General features: G+C 68.6%; 4 protein-coding genes. All 4 read right to left on the reverse strand.

What is annotated here, in order from left to right; all coding sequences use genetic code 11:
- Positions 1-7: 7 nt before the first annotated feature.
- The 4 genes from GT613_RS15035 to GT613_RS15050 all read right to left on the reverse strand — a co-directional run bounded on the left by GT613_RS15035 (position 8) and on the right by GT613_RS15050 (position 4,447).
- The gene (locus GT613_RS15035) at positions 8-979 is read right to left on the reverse strand and encodes an NAD(P)-binding domain-containing protein (RefSeq protein ID WP_114552389.1); all 972 of its coding nucleotides are present in this window, start codon (positions 977-979) and stop codon (positions 8-10) included.
- A gap of 58 nt (positions 980-1,037) precedes the next feature.
- Positions 1,038-1,967 carry a DegV family protein gene (locus tag GT613_RS15040; RefSeq protein ID WP_009304716.1) on the reverse strand — a complete coding sequence of 310 codons (930 nt, stop codon included), beginning with the start codon at positions 1,965-1,967 and terminating at the stop codon, positions 1,038-1,040.
- Positions 1,968-2,022: 55 nt separating this feature from the next.
- Entirely contained in the window at positions 2,023-2,925 is a 903-nt protein-coding gene (locus tag GT613_RS15045) for a DegV family protein (protein WP_021409597.1), read from the reverse strand.
- Between the two features lie 61 nt (positions 2,926-2,986).
- On the reverse strand, positions 2,987-4,447 hold the full coding sequence (locus tag GT613_RS15050) for a nicotinate phosphoribosyltransferase (protein ID WP_114518287.1): 1,461 nt from the start codon (positions 4,445-4,447) through the stop codon (positions 2,987-2,989).
- Between the last annotated feature and the right edge of the window lie 171 nt (positions 4,448-4,618).

A 4,618-nucleotide genomic window follows, 5' to 3' on the forward strand; every position in this document is an offset into this window, starting at 1 on the left:
CGGAACCCTAATTGGCCGAGTACGCGCCGTAGCCGGGATAATCGCCGAAGGAACCGTGATCGTGCCCATGGTCGTGGCCGTCGTCGTCCAGGTCGTCGAAGCCCTCGGCGACGTCGCCGTAGGCCTGCTCAGCGCGCGTCCAGTCGAGGCCCTGCTCGGCGCACGTCTTCTCCTCGCCGTACACCAGCGCCAGCGCTGCAGGCGCCTTGTCGGAGCCGCCGATGACAGCGAGCAGCTCCAGCAGGTGCAGGCACGCCTCGGCCTGCGGTAGGATGAGGTCCACGTCGTCGGCCGCCGTCAGCGCGGCGGACAGCTCGGCCATGAACATCTCAACCGTGTACGTGCCGTCGAAACGCCCCGTGTTCACCGCAGCCAGCACCTGCTCGGCCACGGGCGTCGCCGCACCCACGCGCTCCGTCGCCTGGTCGAGCGAGGCCGACGAGCGACGCACGGCGCGATACAGCGCGTCGGCCTCCACGGCCGAGATCACCTGCGCCGTCGTCTGCAGCGTGTACGCGGCGCGCGCGAGCTGCGCAGAGCCCGCCCCGCCCGTTTCCTGCACCGTGCCGGCGATCGCTTCCAGCACGGGACGCGCCTCCGCCACGGCCTCCTCGTCGCCCCCGACGAAGCACACCAGGTTGTCGCGGTCGCCGAACGCGTCGGCGCGGGCCACGTCCACCACCACGAGCGGCGCCTCCACCGACATGAGGTCGCTCACCACGGCCACGGCGTTCAGCTCGCGCGCGAAGCTGTGAGTCGACGCCGACAGGTCGATGAGCAGCGCGCCCTTCCCCGCCGCCTGCACGAGCCCCTGCTCGTCGAAGTACGCGTCTTCCAGCGCCGTCTGCGACGTGCAGTACGTGATGATGGCTTCGGCATGCGCGACGTCGTCGGTGCGCGTGCAGCCGGCCGCCTCCAGGCGGGACACCACCATAGCGCCCACCGTCTCGTTGCCGGAGTATACGAACGAAAGTTCCATCTAAGCACCTTTCCCGATGCGTTCGAATTCCATGTGTCGCGAGCCGCTCGCGCGCGGGCTACTCGCCGCCCTTGACCTTCTTCGCGATGCGGTCGGCCACCGACAGCTCCTCGCGCTTGTCGTTGCCCCAGAACACCACCGCGATCATGTCCGGCCCCACGTGACTGCCGATGACCGGCCCGATGCTGCTCTCCAGAAACAGGATGCTGTCGTCGCCCTTGCCCAGCGCCTCCTGCAGGCGGGCGGCATCCTTCGGGCAGTCGGCGTTGCCGATGACCACGCAGCGACCCGGCCGCGAGTCGGCCTTGCGCTTGTTGTAGTACTCGGCCAGCTGCTTGATGCCCTTCTTGCGCCCGCGCGCCACGCCCGCCAGCGACAGCTTGCCGTCGACGGTGATGGTGAGCAGCGGCTTCACGTCCAGCTTCGAGCCCGCGTACGCCACCGAGCTGGGGATGCGGCCGCCGCGGCGCAGGGCCTCCAGGTCGTCCACCATGAACTCGGCGTCCACGAAGTAGCGCGCCTCCTCGGCCCAGCGCGCAAGCTCCTGCGCCGTCATGCCGTTGTCGCGCTGACGCAGCGCCTCGTACACCAGCAGCGCCTCGGCCACCGAGGCCAAGCACGTGTCCACGATGTACAGCTCGGCGTCCGGATGCTCGGCCATCAGCTGGTCGTGCACGAGCGCCGCTGCATCGAAGCTGCCGGACAGCCCGCTGGAGAAGCTCAAGTACACGGTGGGCACCCCGCTTGCGATGGCTCGCTCGAACGCGTCGCGGAACACGGGCACGGGCACCTGCGCGGTGGTAGGCTCCTCGCCGTTGCGCATCGCCTGGTAGAAATCGTGCGCCGACGAGGTCTGGTACAGATCGTCGGCATGCTCGCCGTCGCTCATGATGTAGGGGAACCTGATAAGCTCGACGCCTTCCCGGTCGACGACCTCGAACGGCAGGTCGCAGCACGAATCGATGATGAGGTTGCACTTATGCTGCATGAGCGTTTCTCGCTTTCTGAGCGGTTTGCATACGGTATCGGACGATCGCGCGACTCTACGAAGCGCAGGCGCGCGCCTGCACCGGGCCGCTGATCTTGCCGGCCAGTGCGCTTGCGCACTCGTAGGCAAGCCCCACGGCCGGCCCCACGTGCAGGCCGATGACGGGGCTCACCGGCAGCACGCTCACCGTGCGCCCGATGAGCGGCTCGACGACCTCGCGCGCCCATGCGACGGCCGGCGCCTTGTCACCGATGTAGTGCACCACGACGTGCTTCAGGCCGTGCTGCTCGACATCCTTCTTGAACTCGGTCACGATCCGGTCGAGCGCCTTTTTGCGCGTGCGCACCTTCGCGAACGTGTCGGCCTTGCCGTCGCTCACTGTGAGCACGGGCGAAAGCTGGATGAGGTTGCCCAGCAGCGCCGCCGCGTTGCCGATGCGCCCGCCCCGTTGCAGGAACGTGAGCGTTTCGGGCGTGAACAGGAAGCGGGTGGACTCGATGCCGCGCAGCGCCGCCGCTGCGCATCCTGCCAGGTCCTCGCCCGCGTCGCGCGCGGCCACCGCGTCGAACACCGGCCACGCTTCGTCGTAGCCGCACGACGTGGAATCCACGATGACGTAGGTGAAGTCGATGTTGCGCGCCTTCACGGCTCGGGCGGCGCGCACGGCGCCCTCGTAGGTCCCCGACAGCTCCGACGAGATGAAGATGCCCAGCACCTCGTCGCCCGCGCGCGCCGCCTCCTCGAACACGGTTTCCAGCGTGTGCTGGGACGGCTGGCTGGACGTGGGGATGTTGTCCACCATGTCGTAGATGTCGGCGTAGAACGCGTCCAAATCCATCTCAGAGTCCGCGTATTCGCATCCCTCGCGGTTCACGAACAGGGTGACCACGTCGATGCCGGCTTCGCGCGCCACGTCGGCGGGAATGGAGGCGACCGAATCGGTGAGTATCTTGATCATGACATCCTTCCTTGACATGGGGCGCAGGCGCCCGAACCAGTCGATGACGTACCCTCGTACACTACGCGATGCCCCGCAGCTTCACAACCAGATCGCGACGGCGCTCAAAAAGACCATATTCGAGGCCTACCGGATAGGTGTGGGCGTTCAGCATGCGCTTCTGGCTCTCGTCGAGCGTGGCGAGGCCCGCCTGGGCACGCTCGCGAGCCGCCCATGCGTCGCGTTCGGACGCGTCGAGCACCGTGCGGCCGTCGCGCGCGAGCGGCTTGAGCAGCGTCTCGGAGCACAGCCCCGAGAGGTTCTTCTGCCGCAGGTCGTCGGACGGGTCGACGATAACCTCGCGCAGCTTGTCGCCGGGCGCGTTCACGTCGAACACCATATCGCCGGCCAAGCGCCCGCTGCCGCAGTAGAAGTAGCGGCGCACGTCCAGCACGCCGGGCGTGGTCAGCTTGGCGGCCGACTCGGAGATCTTCAGGCGGTCGGTCCACTCGCTCTCCCCCGGGGCGCGCGTGGCCGACAGCTTGTACACGCCTCCCAGCGTGGGCTGATCGTATGCGCAGGCAAGCTTCGTGCCCACGCCCCACGAGGTCACCTGGGCCCCCTCGTCGCGGATGGACTGGATGGTGAACTCGTCCAGGTCGTTCGACAGCACGATGCCGCAGTCGGTCAGGCCCGCCTCGTCCAGCATGGCGCGCGCCATGCGCGCGAGCCACGACAGGTCGCCCGAGTCGATGCGGATGCCGCTCAGGCGCTCGCCGCGCTCGCGCATCTCCAGGCCCACCGTGATGGCGTTCTTGATGCCCTGCTCCACGTCGTAGGTGTCCACGAGCAGCACGCAGTTCTTCGGGAACGCCTCGGCGTACGCGCGGAACGCCGTGAGCTCGTCGGGAAACGACATGACCCACGAGTGCGCGTGCGTGCCCGACACGGGGATGTCGAACAGCTTGCCCGCCAGCACGTTCGACGTGGAAGCGCACCCGCCCACGACGGCCGCACGGCTGGCCCACAAACCGCCGCCCGCGCCCTGCGCGCGCCGCAGGCCGAACTCCGCCACGGGAGCCTGCGCCGCCAGGCACACGCGCGCAGCCTTCGTGGCGATCAGCGTCTCGAAGTTCACGCAGTTCAGAAGCGCCGTCTCGATGAGCTGGCAATCCATGATGGGGCCGGTCACGCGCACCAGCGGCTCGTGCGGGAACACGACGGTGCCCTCGAGCACCGCGTCGATGTCCACACGCAGCTCGAAGGTACGCAGGTAGTCGAGGAACTCCGGCTTGAACAGCTTGCCGCCGCCGGGCGCGTCGAGCGAGCCCAGGTAGGCCACGTCCTCGTCCGAGAACGAGAACTCGTCCACGAGGTCGGCCAGCTGCGCCATGCCGCACGCGATGGCGTAGCCGCCCTTGAACGGGTAGTCGCGAAAGTACATGTGGAAGCAGGCCTGCGTGTCGCCCTGGCCGGTCTCCCAATAGCCCTGCGCCATGGTGAGCTGGTACAGGTCAGTCAACAGCGCGTAGTCGATCTTCATTCCCGATGAGCCTCCTCCGTACGTCCGCTATTCGCCGCTCGGCGCCGCGCCGCCCGCTCCGGGCGCGCCCGCGCCGTCCAAGCCGCCCGCCTTGTGGCTGCGGCGACGGGCGCGGCGATGCCCGCCGTCTCCCGTCGGGCGGCCGCCCTCGCCGCGCGGCGCCCCCGCGCG

Origin of the sequence: Eggerthella sp. BIOML-A4 (assembly GCF_009875575.1) — a bacterium.
Taxonomy (GTDB): Bacteria; Actinomycetota; Coriobacteriia; order Coriobacteriales; family Eggerthellaceae; genus Eggerthella; species Eggerthella lenta.